We start from the raw sequence: 25,342 nt of genomic DNA, 5'->3' as shown, positions 1-25,342 counted from the left end.
GACACGCTTCTTTTTAAGAAGGCAACTTCTTTTTCATCAGAAGCCGCTGCCACTCTCTCAAGCCACCCACCAACCAAACTCAGCAAAAAAGCTGCAAATCAGTCAGCGAGCCCGCCAGTATACGAGGGTTTTCGATAGTGCTGCAAGAGTCTCCCTACAAGAATTTTCAAACGTCGAGGACATGCCCGCAGCCGGGGTGATTAGGCCCACCGGGGCGGACAGCCAAGGGGAACGCAAACTGAACTGACGGCCGACGACGCAGGGAATTTCCCGGGAATGCCATCGTCCACGGCCGTTCGATGACCCAGGAGCACTTCCGCCATCGCGCCTGTCGAGATACGCCACTTATAGAAGTGGATGCACAACCGCAGGGGTCGGCACCAGACGTACCTCTTTCGGGTCTTCCGTGCGGCACCGCAGCCAGGGCAGAGCGACTCGCCTGTCACCCGCACGCCCTGGCCGCCGCGCTCGCAGCCAGGTCACGCCCGAGCGACCCCGCGCTCCAGTACTGGACGAAGTGCGACGCCCGTGTGGGTGCCTTGAGAAACGACATCCTCGGGGGGCGCCGACGCCACCACCCGTCCGCCGCCCGATCCACCTTCCGGCCCCAGGTCCACGATCCAATCGGCCTCTGCAATGAGATCCAGGTCGTGCTCGATGACGACCACGCTGTGGTTGGCGTTGACCAAGCGATGCAGGACGTGGATCAGCTTCTCCACGTCCGCCATGTGCAAGCCGACCGTGGGCTCGTCCAGCACATACAAGGTATGAGGTGCCTTGTTGCCGCGCCGCGTGACGTCGTCGCGCACCTTGCTCAGCTCGGTGACCAACTTGATCCGCTGCGCCTCGCCGCCGGACAAGGTCGGTGACGGCTGGCCCAGCGTCAGGTAACCCAGACCCACATCCTTGAGCAGCTGGAGCGGATGGCTGATGTTCGGCATGCTGGCGAAGAACGCGACCGCCTCGTCCACCTCCATCTGCAGCACGTCGCCGATGCTCTTGCCGCGCCAGGTCACAGCCAGCGTCTCCGGATTGAAGCGCGCACCGTGGCAGACCTCGCAGGGAACCTTCACGTCGGGCAGAAAGCTCATCTCGATGGTGCGCACGCCCGCGCCTTCGCAGCCCGGGCAGCGGCCTTCGCCGGTGTTGAAGCTGAAGCGGCCGGGGCCGTAACCGCGCGCCTTGGCTTCCAGGGTGTCCGCGAAGAGCTTGCGGATCGTGTCCCAGAAGCCGATGTAGGTGGCAGGGCAGCTGCGCGGCGTCTTGCCGATGGGCGTCTGGTCCACCTCAAGCACGCGGTCGATCTCCTCGTAACCCGCCACGCCGGTGCAACCGACCCACCGCGGACGCTTGCCGGCCGCATCGGCGTCGCGACCGGCCTTGGTCATGCGCTGCTGCACGATGGCCTGCACATTGGCCAGCAGCACGTCGCGCGCCAGCGTGGACTTGCCCGAGCCGCTGACGCCAGTGACCACCACCAGGCGGTTGAGTGGAATGCTCACGTCGACCGACTGCAGGTTGTGCAGGTTTGCGCCGGCCACGGCGAGCCAGGACACGGCGCCCTCGCCCTCTTCTGCAGTCTCCGACACCAGACGACGCGCATGCAGCGGATGGCGGATCGCATCGCGCAGATAACGACCGGTCAGCGATTCCTCGGACCGCTGGACTTCGTCCACGGTGCCCTGCGCGACCAGGCGGCCGCCGCGCTTGCCCGCGCTGGGACCGATGTCGATCACATGGTCGGCGCGACGGATCGTGTCCTCGTCGTGCTCGACCACCACCAGCGTGTTGCCTTTGTCCCCAAGCTTGTGCAGGGCGTCGAGCAGGATCTGGTTGTCCCGCGCATGCAGGCCGATGGTCGGCTCGTCCAGCACGTAGCACACGCCCTGCAGGTTGCTGCCCAACTGCGCGGCCAGGCGGATGCGCTGTGCCTCGCCGCCGCTGAGCGTGGGCGCACCACGGTCCAGCGTCAGGTAGCCCAGGCCGACTTCCTCCAGGAATTCGAGCCGGCTGCCGATCTCGGGGATCAGGTCGCGCGCGATGTCGGCCTGCCGGCCTTCCAGCGCCAACGATTCGACCCACCGCCGCACATCCGTGACCGACAGGCGGGCGATCTCGGCGATGCCGACGCCCGCGAACTTGACCGCCCGTGCCGTGGCATTGAGCCGCGTGCCTTCGCAGGTGGGGCAGACGGCGTCGCCCACATCCTCCGCCTCGGGCTCGGCGAAGGTCTGCTCGCGACCGCGCTGGTCGTCAGCCAGCACCGAGTCGTCGAAGACCTTGCGCTGCTCGCGCGTGAGCTTGACGCCTGTGCCCACGCAGTCGGGGCACCAGCCGTGCTTGCTGTTGTAGCTGAACAGCCGCGGGTCGAGCTCCGCATACGAGGTCGCGCACACGGGGCAGGCTCGCAGCGTGGAGAACACATGCGCATGGCCGATGCCGGCGGTGGACTGCCCCGCCTCCATCGCAGCGCGCAGCGCGCCGATGTCGGACAGCACATGCACCACGCCCTTGCCATGCTCCAGCGCCGAGGTCACGGCCTGGCGCAGCAGCGACTCTTCCGCGGGCAGGACGTCCACGCTGGCCACGGGCAGCTCGATGCTGTGTTCCTTGAAGCGGTCCAGCCGCGGAAAGCCGGTGGTCGGCAGGAACTGGCCATCCACCCGCAGGTGCGTGTAGCCGCGCGGGCGCGCCCAGTCCGCCAGCTCGGTGTAGACGCCCTTGCGGTTCGTCACCAGCGGCGCCAGCAGGCCGACGTGCTGGCCGCGGAACTGCCGCATGACCTGGGCCACGATGCTGTCCGGCGTCTGCGGCTGCACGGCCGCGCCGTCGCGAATGCAGTGCTGCACGCCCAGCTTGACGTACAGCAGCCGCAGGAAGTGCCAGACCTCGGTCGTGGTGCCCACCGTGCTCTTGCGGCCGCCGCGCGACAGCCGCTGCTCGATGGCCACCGTGGGCGGAATGCCATACACCGCGTCCACCTCCGGCCGGCCGGCCGGCTGCACGATGCTGCGGGCATAGGCGTTGAGCGACTCCAGGTAGCGCCGCTGCCCTTCGTTGAACAGGATGTCGAAGGCCAGCGTCGATTTGCCCGAGCCGCTCACGCCCGTCACCACGCTGAACTTGCCGCGCGGGATGTCCACGCTCAGGTTCTTGAGGTTGTGCTCGCGCGCATTGACGATCTCGATGACGTCCCGGCCCGGCGCGGGCACCGGGCGATAGCGCGCGGCCGATTCCCGCGCGACGCGCGCAGCGGGCCCGAGCGCCGTCTCGTAGGCGGCGAGGGCCATGCCGGTGTGCGTACCCGACATCTCGCGCACCTGCTCGGGCGTGCCCTGGGCCACGACGCGTCCCCCGCCATCGCCGCCTTCAGGGCCCAGGTCGATCACCCAGTCGCTGGCGCGGATCACGTCCAGGTTGTGCTCGATCACCACCAGCGAATGGCCGGCGTCCAGCAGCTTGCGCAGGGCGCGCATCAGGCGGGCGATGTCATCGAAATGCAGGCCCGTGGTCGGCTCATCGAAGAGGAAGAGCGTGCCTTTCTTCGCCAGCGGCTGGCGCGACTTGCTGCCGCCACCGGCCGCCTCGGCCAGGAAGCCCGCGAGCTTGAGGCGCTGGGCCTCACCGCCCGACAGCGTAGGCACGGGCTGACCCAGCTTCACATAGTCCAGACCCACGTCCACGATGGGCTGCAGCACGCGCTGCACCTCGCGGTCGTTGGCGAACACGGCCAGGGCTTCCGCCACGGTGAGGTCGAGGACGTCGGCGACGTTGTAGACGCCCATGCCCATGCGGCCTGCGCGCGGTGCGTCCTGGGTGGGCTGCGAGGTCGAGCGGGTTGACCCGGCTTCGACAGGCTCAGCCTGAACGGTGTGGGTGTGCTGGGCCCGAACGGCGGGGGCGGGCTGGGCCTGATCGGTGCGGGCGTGCTCGGCCCTGTGGGTGGGGGCGTGCTCGGCCCGAACGGTCCTTGGGCGCTCGATGGTGACCTCCAGGATCTCCGGCCGGTAGCGCTTGCCATCGCAGTCAGGGCAGCGCAGGTACACGTCCGACAGGAACTGCATCTCCACATGCTCGAAGCCCGAGCCGCCGCAGGTCGGGCAGCGGCCGTCGCCGGAGTTGAAGCTGAACTTGGCCGCCGTGTAGCCGCGCTGCCGGGCCAGCGGCGCGGTGGCGAAGATCTCGCGCACGGCGTCCCACGCACCCACATAGCTTGCCGGGTTGGAGCGCGCCGTCTTGCCGATGGGGGACTGGTCGACGAAGACCACATCCGACAGGTGGTCCGCGCCCAGCAATCGGTCGTGTGCGCCGGCCGTCTCGGTGGGCTTGCCGAAGTGGCGCATCAGCGCCGGCGCCAGGACGTCCTGGATCAGCGTGGACTTGCCCGAACCGCTGACGCCGGTGATGGCCACCAGCCGCTGCAGCGGGATGTCCACCGTCACGTCCTGCAGGTTGTGCTCGCGCGCGCCTTCCAGGATGAGCCGCGGCGTGTTTTCGGAGACGAGGCGCTTGAAGCCCATGCCGATGTGCTTGCGCCCCCCCATGTATTCGCCGGTGAGCGTGTCGGCCCCGCGCAGCTCGTCGACGGTGCCGTCGAACACGATCTGCCCGCCGCGCGCGCCGGGGCCCGGGCCCATGTCGATCACACGGTCGGCCGCGATCATCACGGCCGGGTCGTGCTCCACCACCACCAGCGTGTTGCCGGCGTCGCGCAGGCGCTGCATGGCCTGGGTGATGCGGTCCATGTCGCGCGGGTGCAGGCCGATGCTGGGCTCGTCCAGCACGAACAAGGTGTTGACCAGCGAGGTGCCCAGCGCGGTGGTCAGGTTGATGCGCTGCACCTCGCCGCCGGAGAGCGTGCGGCTCTGCCGGTCGAGCGTGAGGTAGCCGATTCCAACGTCGTGCAGGTAGCGCAGGCGGGTGGTGATCTCCTCATGCAGCAGCTTGAGGGCCTGGGCCTCGCCCTCGACCACGCCACCCGTGGGCAGCGCCAGCCGGTCGAAAAACTGCCGCAGCCGCTCGATGGGCATCAGCATCAGGTCGTGCAGGCACAGGCCGGGCAGCGCCTCCAGCTGCTCGCGCGACCACTTCACGCCGACGGGCATGAAGCGCTTGGCGGGTGCGAGCGCGGCGTCCGCATCGTCCTTGCCGCCCACGCGCCACAGAAGGCTTTCGAGCTTGAGCCGCGCGCCGCCGCAGGCCGGACAGGGCGTGTAGCTGCGGTACTTGGACAACAGCACCCGGATGTGCATCTTGTACGCCTTGCTCTCCAGGTAGCCGAAGAAGCGCCGGATGCCGTACCACTGCTTGTTCCAGTTGCCTTCCTTGAAGTTGGGCGTGCCTTCGATCACCCAGTGCTTCTGCTCGGGCGTGAGCTTGTTCCAGGGCGTGTCGCGCGGAATGCCGGCCGCTTCGGCGTGGCGCATCAGGTCGTCCTGCGCTTCCTGCCAGGCGGGCGTCTGGATCGGCTTGATGGCGCCCGCGCGCAGCGTGAGCTTGTCGTTGGGAATGACTAGGTTGAAGTCGACGCCGATGACGCGGCCGAAGCCGCGGCAGGTCTCGCAGGCGCCCACGGCCGAGTTGAAGCTGAACATCGACGGGATCGGGTCCGCGTAGCGGATGTCGCTCTCCGGGCAGTGCAGGCCGGTGGAGAACTTCCAGGTCTCGGCCTCGCCGCCCTCTTCCGCCGGCAGCGCATGCACCATCACGCGGCCGGTGCCACGCTTGAGCGCCACCTCCAGCGCCTCGATCACCCGTGCGCGCTCGGCGCCTGCGATGCGGAAGCGGTCGGCCACCACGTCCAGCACCTTGCGCGGGCCGGTGGGCGTGGCCACCTCGCGCTGGGCATGCACGCGGGTGAAGCCGCTGGCCGACAGCCACTGTTCCACCTCGGCCTCGCTGGTGCCGCCCGGTAGTTCGACCGGGAAGGTGACCACCACGCGCGGGTCGCCCGCCGCAGCGGCACGCGCCTGCAGCTCGGCATAGATGGAATCGGGCGTGTCATGGCGCACCGGCAGCGCCGTTTCGCGGTCGAACAGCCGGCCCGCCCGCGCGAAGAGCATCTTCAGGTGGTCGTTCAGCTCGGTCATCGTGCCGACCGTGGAGCGCGAGCTGCGCACCGGGTTGGTCTGGTCGATGGCGATGGCGGGCGGCACGCCTTCCACCTTGTCCACCGCCGGCTTGTCCATGCGGTCCAGGAACTGGCGGGCGTAGGCCGAGAAGGTCTCCACATAGCGGCGCTGGCCCTCGGCATACAGGGTGTCGAACACCAGGCTGGACTTGCCCGAGCCGCTGGGCCCGGTGACCACCGTCATCTCACCCGTGCGGATGTCCAGATCGATGTTGCGGAGGTTGTGCTGGCGAGCGCCGCGGATGCGGATGGAACCCTGTGTCATGCGTGCCTTGGGGATGGGGGCAGAGATTCTAGGAATGCGAACCCACCCGCACCGGCGCAAGGCTTTGGCCGGAATCCGGCCCCACGACGATCGTCGGAGGCAGGTCCGCACCGTGCGGAACGGGGTCGGTGCAGGCGTGCTGCACCGGTCGCGGCATGCAGCTTGCCCCTGACGCGGGCGCCGCCGCGCGGGATAACGCCGATGACAAACGTCAGCATGGCGTCTAAGATTTGATCAAACATCAAAACCCTGGCCCGCATGGCTCTCGCCTCCCCGTCCGACGCGTCGGCCACCGACACCCTGGGCCTCCTCAAGCCGATCACGCGCTCGTCCGTGAACGAGTCGGTCTACCAGGCGCTGCGCAACAAGCTGATGAACGGCGAATTCCGCGCCGGCCAGCCGCTGGGCATCCAGTACCTGGCCGATGCGCTGGGCACCAGCACCATGCCCGTGCGGGAGGCGTTGCGACGGCTGGTGGCGCAGCAGGGCCTGGAGCCGCTGCCCAACGGCACCACGCGCGTGCCCCTGATCACGCGCGACAAGCTGGCCGACATCCGCCGCGTGCGCATGCTGGTGGAAGGCCAGGCCACCGAATGGGCCACGCCGCGGCTGCTGCCCGCCCAGCTGGACGAACTGGACGACATGGCCCAGCGCATCACGCGGGCGCGACACGCCCCCGAGAGCCTGCCCGCCAGCCTGGAGATGAACCTGGTCTTCCACTTCACCATCTACCAGGCGGCGCAGTCGCCGGTGCTCATCGCCATGATCGAAAGCCTGTGGCTGCAATCGGGCGCCTACCTGCGCGCCACGCGCGCCTACCTGCACACCGACGAGCAACCCTCCGACCATCTGCACGAGCAGACCGTGGCCGCCCTGCGCGCGGGCGACGCCACCGCGGCGCGCCGCTGCATGGAGCAGGACATCGCCTGGGTCTTCGACCGCCTCGACCCCGAACTGCCCGATCAACCCGCTTCCACGCCCTTGAAGATCCGCCCCACACCATGACCGACACCCCCCGCTCCCTGCACAAGCACCGTTCCCGCGCCGTCACCGAAGGCCCGGGCCGCGCCGCCCACCGCGGCTTCCTGCGCGCCACCGGCATGGACGACGAGACGCTGGCCAAGTCGATGGTCGGCATCGTCAGCACCGCTGGCGACAACACGCCCTGTTCCAAGTCGCTGGGCCCGCAGGCCGACTACGCCCGCCTGGGCGTGGCCGAGGGCGGCGGGCATCCGGTGAGCTTCACCACCATCTCGGTTTCCGACGGCACCTCTATGGGTCACGACGGCATGCGCATGAGCCTGCTGTCGCGCGAACTGATCGCCGACAGCGTCGAGCTGGCGGTGCGGGGCCATGCCTACGACGGCCTGGTCACCTTCGGCGGCTGCGACAAGACGCTGCCCGGGATGATGATGGCCATGGTGCGGCTGAACGTGCCCTCGGTCTTCGTCTATGGCGGCTCGATGCTGCCGGGCTACTCGCCCGAGGGCGAGGAGCGCACGGTGCTCACCGCCATCGAAGGCACCGGCCGCCACCAGACCGGTGCCATCACGCTCAAGCAGCTGGACCAGATCGAGCGCACCTGCGCCATGACCGTGGGCGCCTGCCCCGGCCAGTTCACCGCCAACACCATGGCGATGGTGGGCGAGGCGCTGGGCCTGTCCTTGCTGGGCACCGCCACCATCCCGGCCGTCTACAGCGAGCGCCTGGCCCTGGCCCGCCGCGCCGGCCTGCGCGTGATGCAGATCCTCGAAAACGGCGGGCCGCTGCCGCGCGACCTGATCACCCGCGAAAGCCTGGAGAACGCCTGCGCCGCCGTGGCCGCCACCGGCGGCAGCACCAATGCGGCGATGCACATCCCGGCCATTGCGCACGAGGCCGGCATCGTCTTCACCTTCGACGACGTGGCGCGCGTGTTCCAGCGCACGCCGCTGGTGGCCGACCTGTCGCCCGGCGGCCGCTACCTCGCCAAGGACCTGAACGTCATCGGCGGCGTGCCGGTGGTGCTCAACGCGCTGCTCCAGGGCGGCCACCTGCATGGTCACACCATGACCGTCACCGGTCGCACCCTGGCCGAAGAGCTGGCCGCCTTCCCCGGCCCGGACGGGCGCATCGTGCGCGAGGCGGCCACGCCGATCCACGCCTCGGGCGGGCTGGTGGTGCTCAAGGGCAACCTCTGCCCCGACGGCGCGCTCATCAAGATCGCCGGCCTCAAGTCACTGCAGTTCGACGGCCGCGCCCGTGTGTTCGAGACCGAGGAGGACTGCATGAAGGCCGTCGCCGCCCAGGCCTACGAGCCGGGCGACGTGCTGGTGATCCGCAACGAAGGCCCGCGCGGCGGCCCCGGCATGCGCGAGATGCTGGCCGTCACTGCCGCCATCTATGGCCAGGGCCGCGGCGAGCAGGTCGCGCTGCTGACCGACGGCCGCTTCTCCGGCGCCACGCGCGGCATGTGCATCGGCTACGCCAGCCCGGAGGCGGCCGCCGGCGGCCCCATCGCGCTGGTGAAGGAGGGCGACCGAATCCGCATCGACGCCGCGGCCGGCACCATCGTGCTGGAGGCGGACGAGGCCGAACTCGCACGCCGACGCGCCGCGGCCAAGCCCTTCCAGCGCGAGCGCCTGGCCGGCGCGCTGGAGAAGTACGCCAAGCTGGTCGGCCCCACGCACCTGGGCGCCGTAACACACTCGGGCTGTGTGGACTGGCCGTATCCGGAGGACGATCAGGTGCCCTCCATCGATGAGGGCCTGGGCGGCAAGGACGTTCAGCCATGAGCGCGGACCTGCGAATGACGAAGCGTCTGCAACGAAAGGCCCGCCGATGAGCGCGCCCGCTACCCAGCGCCCGCTGACCCTCGCCTTCTGCGGCCTGGGCCTGATGGGCGCCCCCATGGTCCGCCGCCTGCTGGCCGCCGGCCACACGGTGCGCGTGTGGAACCGCTCGCCCGCCAAGGCCGCGCCGCTGGCCGCCCTTGGCGCGCAGGTGGCCGCCACGCCGGCCGAGGCGGCCCAGGGCGCCGATGGCGCGCTGATGTGCCTCTTCGATGCCGACGCGGTCGAAGCCGTGGTCTTCGGCGAGAACGGCCTGGCGCAGGTGCGCGGCCTGCGCTGGCTGGCCGACCATTCCAGCATCCATCCGCAGCGCACCCGCGACTTCGCCGCCCGGCTGCAGGCCGCCAGTGGCGCCCACTGGCTGGATGCGCCGGTCTCCGGCGGCATCGGCGGCGTGGAGGCCGGCACGCTGGCCATCATGGTCGGCGGCGAAGCCACGCACCTCGACGAAGCCTTCGGCGCCCTGCGCGCCTATGCCGGCAACATCACGCACATGGGCTCCAGCGGGGCCGGCCAGGCCACCAAGCTGTGCAACCAGACGCTGGTGGCCACCGCCGTGGTCGCGCTGGCCGAGGCCATCGGCTTCGCCGAGCGCAACGGCATCGCCATCGAGCGGCTGGCCCCGGCGCTGGCCGGCGGCTGGGCCGACTCCAAGCCGCTGCAGGTCTTTGCGCCGCGCATGGCGCAGGCCCAGCCGCAGATCATCGGCGCGCTGGCCACCATGCTGAAGGACATCGACACCGTGGCCGCCGTCGCCCGCGACAGCGGCGCCCCCATGCCCGTGACCGGCGCGGTGCAGCAGGTGCTGCGCATGGCCGACGCCATGGGCCTGGGCGAGGCCGAACTGTCGGCCGTGGTCGCGCTGATGACGCCACAGCGGCTCGGTCCTTTCCTGGCTCAGGCCGGGAAGCAATGACGCATGGCCCCAGCCACATCCTCGATTGCTCCGGCGTGGCCTGCTCCGCGGCTCTTTGTATGACCGACACCCCACACGCGACCGCTACCCCATGCAACTGAACGCCAATCTGGAGTGGCTTTACGGCCATCTTCCGCTCGACCAGCGCTTCGCCGCCGCCGCGGCCGACGGCTTTGCCGGCGTCGAGATGCTGCAACCCTACGAGCAGGCACCTGCCGCGTATGCCGATGCGCTGCGGGCCCACGGCCTCACCGCCGTGCTGCACAACACGCCCATCCGCCCCGACAGCCCTGGGCGCCTCGGCTGGGCCGCCATCCCCGGCGGCCAGGCCGAGTTCCGCGAATGCTTCGACCGGGCCCGCGCCGTGGCCGAGGCCACGGGCTCGCGCCGCATCCACGTGATGGCCGGCGACTGCCGCGGTCACGAGGCACGCGCCTGCCGCCAGGCGCTGGACCAGAACCTGGCCTGGGCCATTCGCCAGGCCGAGGCCGACGACCTGGTGCTGATGCTGGAGCCGCTCAACCGCGCCGACATGCCCGGCTACTTCTACTGGCTGCCCGAGCAGGCACTCGAGGTCATCCGCGCCTTCGACTCGGCGCGGCTGCGCCTGCAGTTCGACCTCTACCACTGCGTGAAGGAAGGCCTGGACCTGGCGCAGGAGCTGGCACGCTGCCGCGGCTTCATCGGCCATGTGCAGTTGGCCGGTGCGCCCGACCGCCACGAGCCCGACCTGTCGCGCGACGGCCTGCTCGCCACCATCGCCGCCCTGCCCGCCGCCGGCTACGACAACTGGGTCGGCTGCGAATACAAACCCCGCAGCACCGCCGCCGAAGGCCTGGCCTGGGCGGCGCCGCTGCGCCAACAAGGATTGCTCTCATGACCCGTGTCCTCGTCACCGGCGCCGGCGGCTTCGTCGGCCAGGCCCTCGTGCATCGACTGCTGGCCGGCGTCGACGCGCTGCCGCTCACGCAGTTCGTGGCGGTGGACATCGCGCTCGACCTGCCCGCGCATCCCAGGCTCACGCAGTTGCGCGGCTCCGTCGCCGATGCGGCCGTGCGCGCCCAGGCGCTGGCCGAGCCGCCCGACGTGGTCTTCCACCTGGCGGCCGTCACCAGCGGCCAGGCCGAGCGCGAGTTCGAGCTCGGCCACACCGTCAACCTGCGCGGCACGCTTGAGCTGTTCGAAGACCTGCGTCGCCAGCACCACGCCACCGGCAAGGCGCCGCGCCTGGTGCAGACCAGCTCCATCGGCGTGTTCGGCCTGCCGCTGCCGCCGCACATCGACGACGCCACGCCCATCGTGCCCACGATGTCCTACGGCGCCCACAAACGCATGCTGGAAATCCTGCTGGCCGACTACAGCCGCCGCGGCTGGATCGATGGCCGCTCGCCGCGCCTGCCCAGCGTGGTGGCCCGGCCCGGCCTGCCCAACGGCGCGCTGTCGGCCTTCGCCAGCGACCTCATCCGCGAACTGGCCGCGGGCCGCAGCTACGAATCGCCCGTCGATGCCGAAGGCACGCTGTGGCTGATCTCGCTGCCGGCCTGCGTGGAGGCGCTGATCCACGCCGCCACGCTCGACGCCGAGCGCCTGCCCGCCACCCGCGCCTGGACGCTGCCTTCGCTGCACGTCTCGGTGGCCGAGGTGGTGGCGGCGCTGATGCGCCGCTTCGGCGTGGAGGTGTCGCAGCGCCTGAGCTACGCGCCCGACCCGGCCATCATTCCGCAGTTCGCGCGCTGGCCGACCGTGGACACCGCCCTCGCCCGCTCGCTCGGCTTCCGCGCCGATGCCTCGCTGGACGAGCTGATCGAACGCTGCCTGCCCGGCGCCGCCTGACCCTCTTCTTCTTCGACCCATGATCATCGAACTGCGTACCTACACCCTGCGCATCGCCACCACGCGCGATTTCGTCGCCCGCTATGCCGCCGAAGGCCGCGACGTCCAGGTCGACCACCTGGGCGAGCCCGCGCTCTATGCCGTCAGCGACATCGGCGAGCAGAACCAGGTGGTCCATGCCTGGCGCTACCGCGACTTTGCCGACCGCGATGCGCGCCGCGCCGCGCTGGACGCCGATCCGCGCTGGCTGGCCTACAAGCGCCGCAGCCTGGCGGACGACCATGTGCAGCAGCAGACCACCGCCATCCTGCGCGAGGTGGACTTCGCGGCCCTCACCGCCGCCAGCGGGGCCAAGGCATGAGCGGCGCGCCCTCCATGCCGAAGGACGCGCCCGCGAACGGACCCGCAACCAGCGCCGCATCGGCCGACACGCCGCTGCTGCTGCTTTCTGCACAACTGCCGCCACCGCTCAAGGCCGTGCTGCAGGAGCGCCATGCCTGCGTAGTGGCCCCGACGCGCGAGCAGATGCTCGCCACCGCCCAAGCGCATGCCGAGCGCATCGAGATGGTCGTCACCACCGCCACCGACGGCGCCGATGCCGCGCTGATCGAGGCCCTGCCCAAGCTGCGCGCCATCTGCAGCCTGGGCGTGGGCCTGGACGCGCTGGACCTGGAGGCCGCCAAGGCCCGCGCCGTGGCCGTGAGCTACACGCCCGACGTCTTGAACGACTGCGTGGCCGACCTGGCCGTGGGCCTGCTCATCGACGCCGCCCGCGGCATGGGCCGGGCCGAGCGCCTGGTGCGCCGCGGCGACTGGCCGCGCATCGGGCCCGGCCCGCTGGGCACACGCGTCAGCGGCCGCAAGCTGGGCATCCTGGGCCTGGGCCGCATCGGCCAGACCATCGCCCGCCGCTTCGCCGGCTTCGACATGGACATCCGCTACCACACGCGCACGCCGCGCGAGGGCGTGGCCTGGACGCACGAGCCCTCGCTGGTGGAGTTGGCCCGCTGGGCCGACTTCCTGATCGTGGCCTGCGCCGGCGGCGAGGCCACGCGCCATCTCGTCGATGCGCGGGTGCTGGATGCGCTGGGCCCGCAGGGCATCGTGGTCAACATCGCGCGCGGCTCGGTCATCGACGAAGCCGCGCTGGTCCTGGCCCTGCAGCAGGGGCGTCTCGGTGGAGCCGCCCTCGACGTGTTCGACCAGGAGCCGCAGGTGCCGGCCGCGCTGATGGAGATGGACAACGTCGTGCTGCTGCCCCACATCGGGAGCGCCACTGCACAGACCCGCCGCGCCATGGGCGACTTGGTGCTGGCGAACGTGGAAGAGTTTCTGGCTACTGGGCGGCTGCGCACTGCCGCGTACTGATCCGCCGACGTGCGGGCGGTACGGGAGCGTGGCTTCATCCCCCTGTTGCGGGGGAACGCCAAGGTTAACTGGCGCCGGAGTACGAAGTGCGGAGGGTACCAATACAGGCAATGACAATGGCGGAGCCATGGCCTGTATTCGCGTCCGCGGCGAACCTACAATTAGACCTCATTTTTTGAGGTCTGCATTTTAGGGTTGTCTGACACTGTCATTTTTGACTGCCCCATGAGCCAGTAGAACGGAAATGAGGACTGAAGTCCGCATTTGTCGCAGGTTAGTTGATCTCTAATATACATTGCGGGGGCATTTCTTTTATTTATTTTAATGTCTTTGCTGCAGTGAATGCATTTCAGAAATGACTTAAAGCTCTTGTTCAGTGATTTGATGATAGGCGTGTGGCGATTATTAATGAACAGCGCCTCATAGCAGCCCAGTGAAACAATCGCCATGTGGTTGTACGTACGGTCATTCATTCTGAGAATTCGATTGAAGCATTCGAAGGCGATTGAGGACAAATAAATCATCACATATGGTAGCCGTCCGTAAAGCAGATCGTAGTGGTGATTGCTATATGGGTTGTCGAATATTAGATTTATTGTGTAGTCCCCGGTCTTAAGCAAGTCACCTTGTGATGTGATCAAGTGAGTGGCGCGTTGCCACATTGGCTCAAAACCAGTAGCGTGATTTTTCGAGTAGATATGATCCCATAGCAGTTCCGCGCTATATGCGCTTGAGTTTGGGATTTTTTTAATTGCGGCGTCATAGATTTCTATTTGCTTTTCTTTTTTGACGTTGTTGAGTGTTTTGTGGTTGTCTGATTCAAACTTCTCGATGAACTCATCTTCGTTAGCAAGGATCCAGCTAAGAAAGAGCAGGTTTTCTTTGAAAGGTTTTCTTAAGAGCGACCAACCAACGGTAAACTTTCGCTTCTCAAAAGCACTGAATGCTTCGTAGAGAAAATTTAGCATGTCACCAACAAGCCTAAGTACCAAGTGGCTAATTAGGTGGTGCTTGTAAGGTTCAATGAGGTTCTTTTCCTTCATGAATTTTAAGAGGTCGAAATCCTCGACGATTTGTTGCTCCATTACGGCCTGACTGAAGGCGTCTGTAACCCAGTTGTGTGCGCCGCTTTCTTCGTACTCAACTAAGGCTTGAAGAACGCTGTCATGCAGAAAGAACGCAAACTCGTGGGCTTTCCAATACTTTGGAGGTATCAACGAAATTCGACTATGGTCAAGGACGCCTATCGTATCCATATGCCACTCTCATGAGGCCTAACGTTCGAGCTCAGCGGGCAGCGAAGCCGTGCCCTGGAGCAAAAGGTTAGATTTTGAACGTGCCATTCCACATGAAGACCAGAAAGGCAATCGAGACGATGAAGATCGTCGGGGCCAACCAGTTGCGAACAACGCGGAATGGCAACTCTCCTGCTTTTACACGTTTCCATTCCCTCTTGAGAACGGGGCGCGCGTAGTCGTTAGCGGCGTCAACGGCATCGAGTGCGTCTTGAACGCTGCCGCCGTTAGCCAGTGCCTCGTTTTGAATTCGCACTGCCTTCACCAAGAGGCGCAATAGCTCCTCGTGTTCGGGCTCTTCGGGGTTTAGCCGAAGCCTGATCCTGCTGAGGGTTTCGGCTGCTTGATAGCGCAGTTCACTGATTTTGTCATCCCTAATGAATAGCGGAATCTTGTCCTTGTACTCGGGACCGAAGGTATGCACTACTTCAGCCGCCCGTGCGAACGCGCGCGCGGCGCCCAGAAACTTGGCTAAGTCTTCGCGTAGAGCGTCAATCCACGCCTGCCGAAATTCCGAAGTTTTGAGTTCCTTGGTCAACGTAAGGTTAACGAACGCGACTGCGGCAGCAATCAGCGACGCAACGAGTGTGGCGACTGCGGCTAGAGCTTGGGCTGGAAATTCAGCGTGCATAGAAAAAATCTAACGTTTTGTTCACCTGCCGTAGAAAATTGGTGCGCCAAAAGGCGATGCCAATTTTCGTAAGTCAGGTGCAACAGTAAATTATGCCTAACCACGAACAACATCAGCAAGTTGTTCTGCTATTTCATCGATGTTCAACAATGAAGTGTTGAGTGCAACTTTGTCAGCGATTGATGGGCTAAATCGCATCACTTCATCTTTTGAAACTTTATGCCATATGGGTAATATCATTTTTCGACCGCTCATTTCTTGAGCTGTCATTCCATCTAATTCGTAATTTGTCCAGTTTTTGGAAAAGAATGACGAGGATAATACAATCGTCCCAAAACGAGAGTTTGATAAACCACTATCAATACTTCTCCGCAAGCTGTCACCAACTTTTAGTGTGAATTCGTCATACCATACTTGTACACCACGTTTCTCAAGTGCTAGTGCTAGAGGGCGAACCAAATCTTCTTTGTCTTCTGACGCATGAGAAATAAATAAATCATATTTAATTTCTGGTGCTTCAATATGGTTTTCAACTGTTGCTTCTACTCGGCGAGCCAGTGCAGATGTAGCCTGAATTTCGGCATTTAGAGTTCGCTGAAAGGCTAGCTGATTTCGTTGTCTTTCTTTTTCAAGCTCAAGTTCTTTTTTCAGCTCTCTTTCTCTGACTTGGGCTAATCGTTTTTGTTCTTTTTCTTCTTCTTTTGCCAGATCCAAACGAGCTTTTAACAGCGCTGCATTTTTTTCGGCCTCTTTTTTCGCTATTTGAGATCGTTTTTCAGAAATAGAAGCAATCTCCCGCTGATAGCGCTCTATTTCTGATCTCTTGCTATTAATTGTTGAAATTGTTGTTGATTTGTTTATTGATCTCTGAATTTGATTAATTTTTGAATAAAGGGCAACTTCTTTCTTTGTTTCTTGACTCGATTTTGCTGACAGGTCAGCAAGTTCTCGTTGAATTCTTCCAATAGTGCTTGTAATAGTCGAAATAGACATATTTTACTGATTAGTGATTAATAAACTGTGCATAACGTGCGCTCAGCCGACCGCGACACCGTAGCTAGTGGGGGGTCGTTCAGGTCGCGATACACGATACTCCCCCGAGTGATGGTGCGCTTGATGAAATGGGTCGCGAAGAAAGACGCCGAGGCCGCCGAGCTGCCCTCTGGCTGCCAGGTGGCGATGGAGGCCTGCGGTGGCGCGCATCACGCGGCGCGTCGACTCCGTCTCCTGGGCTTGGATGCAAGCTTGATCGCTGGCCACTTCGTCACACCCTACCGCATGGCTGGCAAAAGCGGGAAGAACGAAGCCAACGATGCGGCCGCCATCTGCGAGGCCGCGGGCCGGCCCCACATGCGCTTCGTGCCCGTGAAGACGATCAAGCAGCAATGCCAGTTCAGCGTGCACCGCCTGCGCGAGGACTACAAGGCCGAGCGCACCGCGCTGATCAACCGCATCCGCGGCGTGCTCACCGAGTTCGGCATGAGCTTCCCGCGAAGCCCCGAAGCGCTGCGCCGCGTACTGGCCAACGTGATCGAGGACGGCAGCAATGAACCGCCCGGCATCGCCCGCCTGATGCTGCAACGAGCCCATCTGCACTGCATTGACCTGGAGCTGCAGATGAAGTGGTGCGAAGAACCGGTCAAGGCCCGGGTCCGCAACGACACGCGCGCCAGCTAGGCTGCGGCGCTGCTGGGCATCGGGCCGATCGGTGCGTCGGCCCTGGTGGCCAGTGTTGATGACTTCAAGCAATTCACCAGCGCCAAGCAGTTCGGCGCCTGGTTGGGCCTGGTGCCCAGCCAGAACTCCACCGGCGGCAAGGCCCGCCTGGGGCGCATCACCAAACGCGGGGACGACTATTTGCGCACGCTGCTGATCCAGGGCGCCAAGTAGGCTGTGATGACAGCCGGAAAACGCACTACCCGCATCAGCCAACGGCTGGTGCAGTTGAAAGAGCGTGTGGGTTGGCAGAAGCCAGTGGTGGGGCTGGCCGACAAGAACGCGCGCATCTTGTGGGCCGTACTAGCACGGGGCGGCTCACTCGAGCCGAATCACATGCAGGAGCCACTGGCACCGCACTGTGCATTGAGCCAGCGACCGTAGCACCGAAGACAAAGAGTTCTTCCCAACCGCAGACGCGAAACGCAGATGGCCATCACAGGTCAGACCGGCGGCAGGAAAACTCGACAACTCGCAAGTGCCTCGTGCACGTTGAACGAATGGAGCCCTGCCGAGCAGTTCGTATCTGTGGCCTCGGCATGGACCGAACAAGCCCGTCTGTAGATGTGCAGTCTTTTCCTCGTCGGTGGCGTCAACGCACATCGCCTATGCTGCTGGGATTCAAACGGAAAATTCAATTCGATCCGTTGACGCGAAGGGGAGTCCCTGTAGATGGAATAGACATCTTCGCTTCGTTCTCTGGTTCGGCTGTCTTGTCGCTCATGAATGGAAGAAGGGGGTTGAGGTTCACTGTGCGGCCTAACGCCAAGGTTAACCGGCGGCAATGCGAAGCATTGACGTCCGAGCTGAACCTACAATTAGGCCGGTGCGCGAGGGTTCAGTGAGTTATTTTCCGATATTCCCTGCCAAGCCGCCGACTATGGCCGCCACGACAGGATGATTTAGCAGATCACGCAGTTTAGATTTTGCAGAAGCCTTCTCACATGGAGGCGCATCTGCGGCCTCAATCTTGGAGGAAAGTTCAATTTGGCTACCGCAGCTTTCCAGCCTCGAACGAGCCCGGAAGCACCAGTGTCAATTTTGAGTTGACCGGATTCTTGATTTTTCTTAGGGTCTGCTTGCGAGACCCTTTTTTCCATGAGCTCATAGCTAGAGCGCCCAGCCGGTGCCTGACGTTGCGGCTCCGATTGACCAAGGGTTATGCGTCAACGGAATCAAAGAGCACTGACCGATTCTTCTCAATCGCCTTTGAGAGCTTCTCCTTCAATTCCTCATGGTTGGAGAAAAAGTTCATATTCATGTGAATGTCGAAGTGAATCTTTGTTGGGGTTCCTGGCTTTGCGACGCTGTGCTTGCTTGCCACGTAGATGACCTTCTTTCCAAGCGCCTCAGCGAATCCGGCTTCGAAGTAGCAGGACGGTCGCTCATCCGTCAGATCAGCGACGACGAACTGCGCCCCGCGAATTTCCTTCTTGATTCGGCCGACCAAGTCCTCAAGTGCGTGCTCCTTGTCAATGCGAATTGCGACCGCACCAGCCTCCGAGATCACGCCTTCGATCGCCTCAAAACGCAGGTCGTACTCTTTGAAGACTCGCTGTTGCTCTTGGTCTCCGTGCTTCTCGCCTTGAATCGGCGTGATGATGAACACTTTGGGCTTGTTGGACGACAGTAGTGCAGCCGCTTTGTCGCCAAACCGCTTGTAGACGTTCTTCTTGCCTTTGATGACATCCGAGATTGGACCTCTGACCTTGTTCCAAGGCTCCTTGGTCTCATAGATTCGAAGTTCGAGTACTTGGTACGACTGAACCTTCGCACCCCACTTGGCGGTGATGACACCACTTGCGATGAAAGGCAGCACTATCTCCGACAAGACCTCGGCCTCTGACCGGTTGGGGATCGTCTTTTGACGATCACCTGAAAGGATTGCGATGGTTTGAAACGTCATGGTTCGATTCTCCCGGAGATGTTGGTGGTGGGCGCCTTTGACGCATAACGTGTTCTCGGGAGACAGCTAACGCTGCCGATGCAGACGTACTGCGCCTTAAATCGGCACGCTTGCCTCACTGTAAGCCGTCGAGGCGCAACCAGATTCCCCCATTTGACTATGCGTTAACAGTGCTCAACTGCCTACCCAAAGGCAGCCTTCCCACAACCACCTCGCTGAGGTCGGCAGGCCGCATGGGGAGCACCCACGATGCCAGGTGTGCTAGCCGCTACGGCCTCTCGGAAATACCTGCCCGCGGGCCCAATCTGGATCTGCCGCCACTGCGCGCCACGCGGGTGCTAGACCTGTTGCGAGGACGCCTGCGGTTGATGCAACCCAGCCTGCGTACCGAGGAAACCTACGTCTGTTGGGTGAAGGCATTCATCCGCTTCCATCGGTTGCGGCACCCTGCCGAGATGGGTGGGACGGAGGTCATCCGGCGCAGCATGCAGCGCGCACTCCCGTCCATGAACAAAGGCCCGGCAATGCCGGGCCTTATCGTTGGGGCTTGCCAAAGCCGCCAGGGCCGTCCGCCCTGACGCTATTTGGCCGGCGCGTGCTCTACGTCGGCGCCGTGCTTCTCGCCACTCATGTCGACCTTGTCGCCGGCCTGCAGGATGACGAACAGCGAGAGGGCGGCAAACACGACGAAGCCGATGGCGATCTTCCACATGAAAAAGGTCTCCTGAAAGGGTGAACGAGAAACGAAAGCCGCGGAGAAAGCCATGCCAGTGCACCCGCGGAACTGGCTTTGCCAGGCCGCTGGGTGCGCCCCCCTCCAAGCCGAAGGCGCCAGGGAGGGGGGAACCGCGAAGCGGCTTGGGGGGTGCCTTCTATTAATCCGCCGCGTAGATATCCACGTCCTTCGTCTCACGGATGAACAGCGTCCCGATCACCAGCGTGATGCCCGCGATGATGATCGGGTACCACAGGCCGTTGTACATGTTGCCGCTGGAGGCCACGATGGCGAAGGCGGTGGTGGGCAGCAGGCCGCCGAACCAGCCGTTGCCGATGTGGTACGGCAGGCTCATCGACGTGTAGCGGATGCGCGTGGGGAACATCTCCACCAGCATCGCCGCGATCGGGCCGTAGACCATGGTGACCAGCAGCACCAGATAGGTCAGCAGCGCGATCATCATCACCTTGTTCATCTTGGCCGGGTCGGCCTTGGACGGGTAGCCGGCCGCCTTGAGGTCATCGCCCACTTCCTTCTTGAAGGCGGCGATGGACTTGGCCGAGTCTTCGTCGAACTTGGAGTTCACGACATTGCCGGCGGGCGCGTTGATCGTCTTGTTGCCGATCTTGACCACGGCCGGCGAACCGGCGGGCGCGGCCACGTTTTCGTAGCTCACCGAGTTCTGCACCAGGAAGCGCTTGGCGATGTCGCAGGAGCTCTTGAAGTCGATCTCGCGCGCCACCGGGTTGCCCTGGAAGGAGCAGGTGGCCGGGTCGGCCGACACGGTGACGGCGGCAGTCGCCTGGGCGCGCGCCAGGTCGGGGTTGGCGGCCTCGGTCAGCATCTTGAAGACCGGGAAGTACGTCACCACCGCCAGCAGGCAGCCGGCCATGATGATGGGCTTGCGGCCGATCTTGTCCGAGAGCGAGCCGAAGATCACGAAGAAGGGCGTGCCGATCAGCAGCGCGATGGCGATCATGATGTTGGCCGTCGATGCGTCCACCTTCAGCGTCTGCGTCAGGAAGAACAGCGCATAGAACTGGCCCGTGTACCAGACCACCGCCTGGCCGGCCGTCAGGCCCACCAGCGCCAGGATCACGATCTTGAGGTTCTTCCACTGGCCGAAGGATTCGGTCAGCGGCGCCTTCGACGTCTTGCCCTCGGCCTTCATCTTCTGGAAGGCGGGCGATTCGTTCATCGACAGGCGGATCCACACGCTCACCCCGAGCAGCAGGATCGACACCAGGAAGGGCACGCGCCAGCCCCAGCTGGTGAAGGCCTCTTCGCCCAGCAGCGTGCGCGTGCCCAGGATCACCATCAGCGACAGGAACAGGCCCAGCGTGGCCGTGGTCTGGATCCACGAGGTGTAGGCACCGCGCTTGCCGTGCGGCGCATGCTCGGCCACATAGGTGGCGGCACCGCCGTACTCGCCGCCCAGGGCCAGGCCCTGCAGCAGCCGCAGCACGATCAGGATGATGGGCGCCGCCACGCCGATGGCCGCATAGGTGGGCAGCACGCCGACGATGAAGGTCGACAGGCCCATGATCAGGATGGTGACCAGGAAGGTGTACTTGCGGCCGATCATGTCGCCCAGGCGGCCGAACACGATGGCGCCGAAAGGCCGCACCAGGAAGCCCGCCGCGAAGGCCAACAGCGCGAAGATGAAGGCGGCGCCTGCATCCAGGCCGCTGAAGAACTGCTTGGCGATGATGGCCGCGAGCGAGCCGTAGAGGTAGAAGTCGTACCACTCGAACACGGTGCCGAGTGACGAGGCGAAGATGACCTTCTTCTCCTCCTGCGACATCGGCCGGGGCGCCGCGGGCACCCCGCGGGAATCCAGTGTGGCTGCCATGTGTCTGTCTCCTGATTGTTGAATCGGCCGCCGGATCGGGACCGTGGGCGGATTCTTTGGGGGGCGACTGACCGTTGGCTTGCGTGAAACTGAACCGATTCTGACGATTTAGGGACTAACCCGCGGCGCGGTTTTCATCAGGCAGGAATGGAGGCTGCTCGCGGGGCTGCATCGGGAAGACCCTAGGCCGGGATGGCCGGCCCAAAAGCATGGCCGCAGACGCGACCGGCCGGAGATCCCACTCCCCAGCGGCTGGCGAAGCGATCAGCCGGCCAGCGCCGACGGCCGCTGGTCGGCCGACGCCCATTGCGGGCCGTCGAACCAGGCGTCGCCCTGCAGGTAGGCGCGCAGCATGGGCAGGCTGTCGAAGCCCCAGAACAGCCGGCCGTCCACCACGAAGGCCGGCACGCCGAAGGCGCCCTGTGCGATGGCGGCGTCGGTGTTGGCCTTGAGTTCGGCCTTCACGGCGGCATCGGCCACGTCGCGTGCGGGCTGCAGGCGGGCCTTCAAGGCGTCCAGGCGTGCCGGGTCGATGGCGTCCTGGCCGCCGCGCCACACCTCGCGGAAGAACTGCTCGGCCTGGTGCCGGCTGACTTCACCGCCGCGCGAGGCGGCCACCGCCAGGCGCAGGTGCGGCAGCGGGTTGTAGGGATGCATGGCCGGCATTTCGATGGGGATGCCCAGCGAATGGCCGAGCCAGAGGATGTGGCGGTAGGTCCATTGCCGCTTGCTCGCCACCTCCGCCGGTGCCTTGTGGCCGTGGTGCCGCACGATGGCGCCCAGCAGCACCGGCTTGTAGGCCACGCTGTAGCTCAGCCCGGCCAGCGCCTCGGGCAGGTGCTCGAAGGCCAGGTAGGCATAGGGCGAGATGAAGTCGAGGTAGAAGTCGATGTGCTTCATGGCGGCTGTCTCCTTGTCGTTCGTTCTGCGTCGGGGCTCTCTGTGCGCTCAGCCGACCGGCGGGGCGCTGCGCGCCAGCACCTGGTCCCACACGGCGAGCCGGGCCGTATCGGTCGATCGGCTCCAGAGCCGGATCTCCTCGATGGTGCGGAAGCACCCTTCGCACAGGCCGCTGGTCGCCGACATACGGCAGACATTGACGCAGGGTGAAGGCACGGGCTCCAGCCCCTGGCGCACGGCTTCGCGCATCAGCGCGGCGCGGGCGGCCAGCGGTCTCTGGGGCGTGTCGACGTCGGGTCCGCTCATGCCGCCACCGCCTGCACCACGTCCGCCACCGGCGCGCCGCCGGTGAGCACGGGAAGGTCCTGCGGCCGCAGCGGGAACACCGCATGCGGATGCCCGGCAGCGGCCCAGACGGTCTCGAAGCGGAACAGCTCGGCATCGATCAGCACCACGGGCTTGGTCACATGGCCCACCGGCGAGACGCCGCCGATGGAAAAGCCGGTGCGCGACTTCACGAAGTCGGCATCCGCGCGGCCGGTCTTGCCCACCAGGGCGTCGACCTTCTTCTCGTCCACACGCCGGTCGCCGGAGGTGACGACCAGCACCGCCACGTCGTCGGCCTTGCGGCGGAAGATGATGCTCTTGGCGATCTGGCCCACGGCCACGCCGAGCACGTCGGCCGCTTCCTGCGCGGTGCGGCAGGCGTCATCGAGCATGCGCGGTGCATGCGGGTGGCCCGCGTCGAGAAGGTGGCGCGCCACACGCTGCACGCCGTCGGGTAGGGAATGGAGTTCGGATCCGCACATAGATGGCCGCGATTGTCGGCGCCGTCGCAAGGCCTCAGCCGATGAAGGCGAAGCGCGGCTGTTCGCGCCCCTCGTGCACGATGCGCTCCTCGAACATGCCAAAGGGCCGCACCCACAGGCCGCGGTCGTCGTAGAGCGGCTTGTAGAGCACCATCGGCGCCAGCGTCTCGCTGTGTCGCACCACACCGAGCACCTCGTACTCCAGGCCCTTGTAGTGCCGATAGCGGCCGAGCCGGATGGCCGGCAGTGGCGGCAGGTCGTCGCCGAGCGCCATCAGCCCGCCCGCTTGGTGCGCACGGCCTTGGAGACACGCGAGTTCGGCTCGCGGCCCAGGGCTTGGCTGATGAAGACGCCGGCGTCGATCAGCGCGTCGAGGTCGATGCCCGTGTCGATGCCCATCCCGTGCAGCAGATAGACCATGTCTTCGGTCGCGACATTGCCGGTCGCGCCCTTGGCATAGGGGCAGCCGCCCAGGCCGGCGATGGAAGACTGATGGTTCCACACGCCCAGCTGCAGCGCCGCCAGCGTGTTGGACAGGGCCTGCCCATAGGTGTCGTGGAAGTGGCCCGAGACGGCATCGACCGCGAAGTGAGCCAGCGTCGCCTCCAGCGCGGCCTGCACCTTGCGCGGCGTGCCGACGCCGATGGTGTCGGCCACGTCCACGCGCGCCACGCCGATGCCCTTCATCAGCCCGGCCAGGTAGCCCACCTTGGCGGGCGCGATCTCGCCTTCGTATGGGCAGCCCACCGTGCAGCTCATGGCGCCGCGCACCGCGATGCCCTGGGCCTTGGCCGCCGCCACCACCGGCGCGAAGCGCTCGATGCTCTCGGCGATGGAGCAGTTGATGTTCTTCTGGCTGAAGGCCTCGCTGGCCGCACCGAAGACGACGATCTCGTCGGGCCATTCCTCGCGCGGCGCGGCCAGAGCAGACTCCAGCCCCTTCATGTTGGGCGTGAGCACCGAGTAGCGCACGCCGCTCTTGCGCTGGATGCCATGCATCACCTGCGCGTTGTCGGCCATCTGCGGCACCCACTTGGGGCTGACGAAGCTGGTCACCTCGATCTCTGTCAGGCCGGCGGCCTGCAGGCGCTGCACCAGTTCGACCTTGACCTCGGCGGGCACGGGCTGCTTTTCGTTCTGCAGCCCGTCGCGCGGGCCGACGTCGACGATCTGGACGCGGGATGGCAGTTGCATGGAAGGGCTCCGTGGTTGGGCTCGGCGCGGCGGGTCTCAGTCAATATCCACGCTGCGGATCGACCACGCCCGCGATCGGCTGGCCGGCCTGCAGCGCCTGGATCTTGCCGGCGATCTGCGCAATGGACTCGCTGCGCAGCGTGCGGGCCGAGCCGTGCGGGGTGACGGTGATCCTGGGATGCCGCCAGAAGGCATGGTCGGCGGGCAGCGGCTCCTGCTGGAAGACGTCGAGCGTGGCGCCTGCGAGCTTGCCGCTGTCGAGCAGCGGGATCAGGTCTTCTTCCACCAGATGGCCGCCGCGCGCGATGTGGATCAGGTAGCCGCCGGCCTTGAGGGCCGACAGCGTGGTGCGGTTGAGGATGCCGCGCGTGGCATCGGTCAGTGGCAGCAGGTTGACCAGCACCCGCGTGTTGACCAGAAAGTCGCCCAGCCGCGCCTCACCCGCGAAGGTGCGCACGCCCTCGATGGACTTGGGCGTGCGGCTCCAGCCCAGCACCGGAAACTCGAACTGCTGCACCGCGCGCGCCACGCGTTCGCCCAGCACACCCAGGCCCATGATGCCGACCGGGAAGTCGGCCCGCGCGAGCGGCTTGCGGTAGACCCAGCGGCCCTGCCGCGCCTCGGCCTCGTAGACGTCGAACTCGCGGAAGTGGCGGATCAGCGCATGGCACACGTACTCGGCCATCTGCACCGACATGCCGGCATCGTCCAGCCGCACCACCTGCAGCGTGGGCGGCAGTGCGAGCCGCAGGATGGCGTCCACGCCCGCGCCGATGTTGAACATGGCCTTCAGGCCGGCCTGCTCGTCCACGAACTGCTGCGGCGGCGCCCACACCACGGCGTAGTCGGCCTGCGGGCTGCCGGGCGTCCAGTCGACGATCTCGGCGTCCGGCAGGGCGGCTTGCAGGCCCTCGATCCAGGGGGCGGCTTTGGTGTCGGTCAGGCAGAGGGCGATGCGCATGGGGGCAGGCAGAAAAGGGC

At 65.4% G+C, this 25,342-nt stretch carries 23 protein-coding genes and 1 pseudogene; 11 read left to right on the top strand and 13 right to left on the bottom strand.

Annotated elements, in window-relative coordinates; all coding sequences use genetic code 11:
- Positions 1 to 247 (top strand): hypothetical protein (locus BXA03_RS27350; protein ID WP_234983812.1); only part of this gene is annotated, 247 nt, incomplete at its 5' end.
- A 232-nt stretch (positions 248 to 479) separates the two neighbouring features.
- Here BXA03_RS27350 and uvrA read toward each other — a convergent pair.
- Positions 480 to 6,395, bottom strand: coding sequence for an excinuclease ABC subunit UvrA (gene uvrA, locus BXA03_RS27345; RefSeq protein WP_234983811.1), 5,916 nt, complete (start codon positions 6,393 to 6,395; stop codon positions 480 to 482).
- A 258-nt stretch (positions 6,396 to 6,653) separates the two neighbouring features.
- On the opposite strand from uvrA, the gene BXA03_RS23800 reads away from it, so the two are divergent.
- The 7 genes from BXA03_RS23800 (at position 6,654) to BXA03_RS23770 (ending at position 13,343) form a co-directional block, all read left to right on the top strand.
- Positions 6,654 to 7,400, top strand: coding sequence for a GntR family transcriptional regulator (locus BXA03_RS23800; RefSeq protein ID WP_076511661.1), 747 nt, complete (start codon positions 6,654 to 6,656; stop codon positions 7,398 to 7,400).
- Entirely contained in the window at positions 7,397 to 9,169 is a 1,773-nt protein-coding gene (gene ilvD, locus BXA03_RS23795; RefSeq protein ID WP_076511660.1) for a dihydroxy-acid dehydratase, read from the top strand. The genes BXA03_RS23800 and ilvD overlap by 4 nt, the downstream gene beginning before the upstream one ends.
- 46 nt (positions 9,170 to 9,215) lie before the next feature.
- A complete protein-coding gene (locus BXA03_RS23790; protein ID WP_143476430.1) occupies positions 9,216 to 10,142 on the top strand; it encodes an NAD(P)-dependent oxidoreductase in 927 nt (308 codons plus the stop codon).
- Positions 10,143 to 10,233: 91 nt separating this feature from the next.
- Entirely contained in the window at positions 10,234 to 11,022 is a 789-nt protein-coding gene (locus BXA03_RS23785) for a hydroxypyruvate isomerase family protein (protein ID WP_076511659.1), read from the top strand.
- Positions 11,019 to 11,975 (top strand): NAD-dependent epimerase/dehydratase family protein, encoded by a 957-nt coding sequence (locus tag BXA03_RS23780; protein WP_076511658.1) that lies wholly within the window; start codon positions 11,019 to 11,021, stop codon positions 11,973 to 11,975. The genes BXA03_RS23785 and BXA03_RS23780 overlap by 4 nt, the downstream gene beginning before the upstream one ends.
- A 19-nt stretch (positions 11,976 to 11,994) precedes the next feature.
- Positions 11,995 to 12,336: an NIPSNAP family protein gene (locus BXA03_RS23775; RefSeq protein ID WP_076511657.1), complete on the top strand. Its 342-nt coding sequence runs from the start codon at positions 11,995 to 11,997 to the stop codon at positions 12,334 to 12,336.
- Positions 12,337 to 12,350: 14 nt separating this feature from the next.
- Positions 12,351 to 13,343, top strand: a complete 993-nt coding sequence (locus BXA03_RS23770; protein ID WP_083716371.1) for a 2-hydroxyacid dehydrogenase — start codon at positions 12,351 to 12,353, stop codon at positions 13,341 to 13,343.
- 161 nt (positions 13,344 to 13,504) lie between these two features.
- Here BXA03_RS23770 and BXA03_RS26700 read toward each other — a convergent pair whose 3' ends face one another.
- The 3 genes from BXA03_RS26700 to BXA03_RS23760 form a co-directional block, all read right to left on the bottom strand.
- Complete coding sequence (locus BXA03_RS26700; RefSeq protein ID WP_143476429.1) at positions 13,505 to 14,599, bottom strand: hypothetical protein; 1,095 nt, start codon at positions 14,597 to 14,599, stop codon at positions 13,505 to 13,507.
- A gap of 67 nt (positions 14,600 to 14,666) precedes the next feature.
- Positions 14,667 to 15,269, bottom strand: coding sequence for a hypothetical protein (locus BXA03_RS23765; protein WP_076511656.1), 603 nt, complete (start codon positions 15,267 to 15,269; stop codon positions 14,667 to 14,669).
- Positions 15,270 to 15,365: 96 nt separating this feature from the next.
- Positions 15,366 to 16,262: a toll/interleukin-1 receptor domain-containing protein gene (locus tag BXA03_RS23760; protein ID WP_076511674.1), complete on the bottom strand. Its 897-nt coding sequence runs from the start codon at positions 16,260 to 16,262 to the stop codon at positions 15,366 to 15,368.
- A gap of 111 nt (positions 16,263 to 16,373) precedes the next feature.
- On the opposite strand from BXA03_RS23760, the gene BXA03_RS27580 reads away from it, so the two are divergent.
- Both BXA03_RS27580 and BXA03_RS27575 read left to right on the top strand, forming a co-directional pair.
- Positions 16,374 to 16,946, top strand: coding sequence for an IS110 family transposase (locus BXA03_RS27580; protein ID WP_369822466.1), 573 nt, complete (start codon positions 16,374 to 16,376; stop codon positions 16,944 to 16,946).
- A gap of 9 nt (positions 16,947 to 16,955) precedes the next feature.
- Complete coding sequence (locus tag BXA03_RS27575) at positions 16,956 to 17,159, top strand: transposase (protein WP_369822465.1); 204 nt, start codon at positions 16,956 to 16,958, stop codon at positions 17,157 to 17,159.
- A gap of 985 nt (positions 17,160 to 18,144) precedes the next feature.
- On the opposite strand, the gene BXA03_RS23750 is transcribed toward BXA03_RS27575, so the two are convergent.
- The gene (locus tag BXA03_RS23750; protein ID WP_076511655.1) at positions 18,145 to 18,891 is read right to left on the bottom strand and encodes a TIR domain-containing protein; all 747 of its coding nucleotides are present in this window, start codon (positions 18,889 to 18,891) and stop codon (positions 18,145 to 18,147) included.
- 233 nt (positions 18,892 to 19,124) lie between these two features.
- On the opposite strand from BXA03_RS23750, the pseudogene BXA03_RS27340 reads away from it, so the two are divergent.
- Positions 19,125 to 19,364, top strand: a pseudogene (locus tag BXA03_RS27340) (phage integrase N-terminal SAM-like domain-containing protein); the annotation flags it as partial.
- Between the two features lie 107 nt (positions 19,365 to 19,471).
- Here the strand turns inward: BXA03_RS27340 and BXA03_RS27455 are convergent.
- From BXA03_RS27455 to BXA03_RS23710, 8 genes are all read right to left on the bottom strand, one after another.
- Positions 19,472 to 19,603: a hypothetical protein gene (locus BXA03_RS27455; RefSeq protein WP_255377222.1), complete on the bottom strand. Its 132-nt coding sequence runs from the start codon at positions 19,601 to 19,603 to the stop codon at positions 19,472 to 19,474.
- 163 nt (positions 19,604 to 19,766) lie between these two features.
- Complete coding sequence (locus BXA03_RS23740; protein WP_076511654.1) at positions 19,767 to 21,458, bottom strand: MFS transporter; 1,692 nt, start codon at positions 21,456 to 21,458, stop codon at positions 19,767 to 19,769.
- A 264-nt stretch (positions 21,459 to 21,722) separates the two neighbouring features.
- On the bottom strand, positions 21,723 to 22,358 hold the full coding sequence (locus tag BXA03_RS23735; protein ID WP_076511653.1) for a 2-hydroxychromene-2-carboxylate isomerase: 636 nt from the start codon (positions 22,356 to 22,358) through the stop codon (positions 21,723 to 21,725).
- A gap of 48 nt (positions 22,359 to 22,406) precedes the next feature.
- The gene (locus BXA03_RS23730) at positions 22,407 to 22,664 is read right to left on the bottom strand and encodes a DUF1289 domain-containing protein (RefSeq protein WP_076511652.1); all 258 of its coding nucleotides are present in this window, start codon (positions 22,662 to 22,664) and stop codon (positions 22,407 to 22,409) included.
- Positions 22,661 to 23,167 carry a YbaK/EbsC family protein gene (locus tag BXA03_RS23725; protein WP_076511651.1) on the bottom strand — a complete coding sequence of 169 codons (507 nt, stop codon included), beginning with the start codon at positions 23,165 to 23,167 and terminating at the stop codon, positions 22,661 to 22,663. The genes BXA03_RS23730 and BXA03_RS23725 overlap by 4 nt, the downstream gene beginning before the upstream one ends.
- A 34-nt stretch (positions 23,168 to 23,201) precedes the next feature.
- Positions 23,202 to 23,441 (bottom strand): DUF1653 domain-containing protein, encoded by a 240-nt coding sequence (locus tag BXA03_RS23720; RefSeq protein ID WP_083716368.1) that lies wholly within the window; start codon positions 23,439 to 23,441, stop codon positions 23,202 to 23,204.
- Complete coding sequence (locus BXA03_RS23715) at positions 23,441 to 24,361, bottom strand: hydroxymethylglutaryl-CoA lyase (RefSeq protein WP_076511650.1); 921 nt, start codon at positions 24,359 to 24,361, stop codon at positions 23,441 to 23,443. The genes BXA03_RS23720 and BXA03_RS23715 overlap by 1 nt, the downstream gene beginning before the upstream one ends.
- A gap of 40 nt (positions 24,362 to 24,401) precedes the next feature.
- Positions 24,402 to 25,322, bottom strand: a complete 921-nt coding sequence (locus tag BXA03_RS23710; protein ID WP_076511649.1) for a 2-hydroxyacid dehydrogenase — start codon at positions 25,320 to 25,322, stop codon at positions 24,402 to 24,404.
- Positions 25,323 to 25,342: the final 20 nt, after the last annotated feature.

It is taken from the genome of Pseudacidovorax sp. RU35E (assembly GCF_900156165.1).
Taxonomy (GTDB): Bacteria; Pseudomonadota; Gammaproteobacteria; order Burkholderiales; family Burkholderiaceae_C; genus Xenophilus.
The sequence above is the reverse complement of the archived record's forward strand: the minus strand, read 5'-3'. Positions and strand labels throughout refer to the sequence as shown.

What these genes read in the sequence shown, in the direction of transcription:
- uvrA (WP_234983811.1), bottom strand. Translation starts at nt 6,395, where the DNA reads ATGACACAGGGTTCCATCCGCATCCGCGGCGCTCGCCAGCACAACCTC.
- BXA03_RS23800 (WP_076511661.1), top strand. Translation starts at nt 6,654, where the DNA reads ATGGCTCTCGCCTCCCCGTCCGACGCGTCGGCCACCGACACCCTGGGC.
- ilvD (WP_076511660.1), top strand. Translation starts at nt 7,397, where the DNA reads ATGACCGACACCCCCCGCTCCCTGCACAAGCACCGTTCCCGCGCCGTC.
- BXA03_RS23790 (WP_143476430.1), top strand. Translation starts at nt 9,216, where the DNA reads ATGAGCGCGCCCGCTACCCAGCGCCCGCTGACCCTCGCCTTCTGCGGC.
- BXA03_RS23785 (WP_076511659.1), top strand. Translation starts at nt 10,234, where the DNA reads ATGCAACTGAACGCCAATCTGGAGTGGCTTTACGGCCATCTTCCGCTC.
- BXA03_RS23780 (WP_076511658.1), top strand. Translation starts at nt 11,019, where the DNA reads ATGACCCGTGTCCTCGTCACCGGCGCCGGCGGCTTCGTCGGCCAGGCC.
- BXA03_RS23775 (WP_076511657.1), top strand. Translation starts at nt 11,995, where the DNA reads ATGATCATCGAACTGCGTACCTACACCCTGCGCATCGCCACCACGCGC.
- BXA03_RS23770 (WP_083716371.1), top strand. Translation starts at nt 12,351, where the DNA reads ATGCCGAAGGACGCGCCCGCGAACGGACCCGCAACCAGCGCCGCATCG.
- BXA03_RS26700 (WP_143476429.1), bottom strand. Translation starts at nt 14,599, where the DNA reads ATGGATACGATAGGCGTCCTTGACCATAGTCGAATTTCGTTGATACCT.
- BXA03_RS23765 (WP_076511656.1), bottom strand. Translation starts at nt 15,269, where the DNA reads ATGCACGCTGAATTTCCAGCCCAAGCTCTAGCCGCAGTCGCCACACTC.
- BXA03_RS23760 (WP_076511674.1), bottom strand. Translation starts at nt 16,262, where the DNA reads ATGTCTATTTCGACTATTACAAGCACTATTGGAAGAATTCAACGAGAA.
- BXA03_RS27580 (WP_369822466.1), top strand. Translation starts at nt 16,374, where the DNA reads ATGGTGCGCTTGATGAAATGGGTCGCGAAGAAAGACGCCGAGGCCGCC.
- BXA03_RS23750 (WP_076511655.1), bottom strand. Translation starts at nt 18,891, where the DNA reads ATGACGTTTCAAACCATCGCAATCCTTTCAGGTGATCGTCAAAAGACG.
- BXA03_RS27455 (WP_255377222.1), bottom strand. Translation starts at nt 19,603, where the DNA reads ATGTGGAAGATCGCCATCGGCTTCGTCGTGTTTGCCGCCCTCTCGCTG.
- BXA03_RS23740 (WP_076511654.1), bottom strand. Translation starts at nt 21,458, where the DNA reads ATGGCAGCCACACTGGATTCCCGCGGGGTGCCCGCGGCGCCCCGGCCG.
- BXA03_RS23735 (WP_076511653.1), bottom strand. Translation starts at nt 22,358, where the DNA reads ATGAAGCACATCGACTTCTACCTCGACTTCATCTCGCCCTATGCCTAC.
- BXA03_RS23730 (WP_076511652.1), bottom strand. Translation starts at nt 22,664, where the DNA reads ATGAGCGGACCCGACGTCGACACGCCCCAGAGACCGCTGGCCGCCCGC.
- BXA03_RS23725 (WP_076511651.1), bottom strand. Translation starts at nt 23,167, where the DNA reads ATGTGCGGATCCGAACTCCATTCCCTACCCGACGGCGTGCAGCGTGTG.
- BXA03_RS23720 (WP_083716368.1), bottom strand. Translation starts at nt 23,441, where the DNA reads ATGGCGCTCGGCGACGACCTGCCGCCACTGCCGGCCATCCGGCTCGGC.
- BXA03_RS23715 (WP_076511650.1), bottom strand. Translation starts at nt 24,361, where the DNA reads ATGCAACTGCCATCCCGCGTCCAGATCGTCGACGTCGGCCCGCGCGAC.
- BXA03_RS23710 (WP_076511649.1), bottom strand. Translation starts at nt 25,322, where the DNA reads ATGCGCATCGCCCTCTGCCTGACCGACACCAAAGCCGCCCCCTGGATC.